The 1322-nt window shown below is 74.1% G+C and carries 1 pseudogene; it reads right to left on the minus strand.

The features are described from left to right. A pseudogene (locus VR45_RS40795) lies at positions 1 to 1322 on the minus strand (beta-ketoacyl synthase N-terminal-like domain-containing protein); the annotation flags it as partial.

Below are 1322 nucleotides of genomic sequence, written 5' to 3' on the forward strand. Positions count from 1 at the left end.
CCACCCACTGCGAACCCTGACCCGGGAACACCAACACCGAACGACCGTCGACCGGGCGGCTGCCGTCCCACGCTCCCGAGTCGTCGTCGGCCATCTGGTCCAGCAGGGTGCGGAGTTGGTCCTGGCTCCCGACCAGTGCCTTCCGGTACTCGAAGGCGGTGCGCGCGTGCAGGGCGGACCCGACGTCGCGAGGGTCGGCCACGGGGCCGCGGTCCAGGTGGCCGCGCAGACGGTCGGCCTGGAAGCGCAGTGCCCGCAGGCTCCTCGCCGACAGCAGCCAGGGCACCGCCGGCAGGGGGACACGTCCGGCCTGCGGGTCGTCGTCGTCCAGGGGGGTGTGTTCGAGGATGGCGTGGACGTTGGTGCCGCTCAGGCCGAAGGAGGACACTCCGGCCCGGAAGGGGCGACCGTGGAGCGGCCAGGGCTGCTGCTCGGTCGCGAGGGCCAGCGCGCCGCGCGTCCAGTCGACGTGGCCGGAGGGCCTGCCGACGTGCAGGGTGCGGGGCACCTGCCCGTGGTGCATGGACAGCACCGTCTTGATGACCCCCGCCACACCCGATGCCGCCTGGGCGTGACCGAGGTTGGACTTGAGGGACCCGACCAGCAGCGGTCGTTCGGCGGGCCGGTCCTGACCGTACGTGGCCAGGGGCCCGCCGAGGGTGGTGCCGGTGCCGTGGCCCTCGACGAGGTCGACGTCGGCCGAGGTCAGCCGCGCACCGGCCAGCGCGTCCTGGATCACCCGCTGCTGGGCGGGGCCGTTGGGCGCCGTCTGGCCGTTGGTTGACGGCGGAGCCGCGTACCACCGCCAGGACCGGGTGTCCGTTGCGGCGGGCGTCCGACAGCCGCTCCAGCAGCAGGACGCCGACGCCCTCGCCCATGCCCATGCCGTCGGCGTCGTCCGAGAATGCCTTGCAGCGGCCGTCCTCGGCGAGTCCCCGCTGCCGGGAGAAGCTGATCAGGGCGCCGGGGGTCGCCATCACGGCGACGCCGCCGACCAGGGCGAGCGAGCAGTCGCCGCCGCGCAGCGCCCGGCCCGCGACGTGCATGGCGACGAGCGAGGAGGAGCAGGCCGTGTCGATGGTCACGGCGGGGCCTTCGAGGCCCAGGGTGTAGGCGACCCGGCCGGACACGACGCTGGGTGCGCTGCCGGTGAGCAGGTGGCCGTCCCCCTCCTCCGACCGGGCGACGACGGCCGCGTAGTCGGCGTAGTTGACACCTGTGAACACTCCGGTGCGACTGCCGCGCAGGGCGGCCGGGTCGATGGCCGCGCGTTCGATCGCCTCCCAGGTGGTTTCCAGCAGCAGCCGCTGCTGCGGGTCCAT

The sequence above is a fragment of the Streptomyces sp. NRRL S-495 genome, assembly GCF_000966955.1.
Lineage (GTDB): Bacteria > Actinomycetota > Actinomycetes > Streptomycetales > Streptomycetaceae > Kitasatospora > Kitasatospora purpeofusca.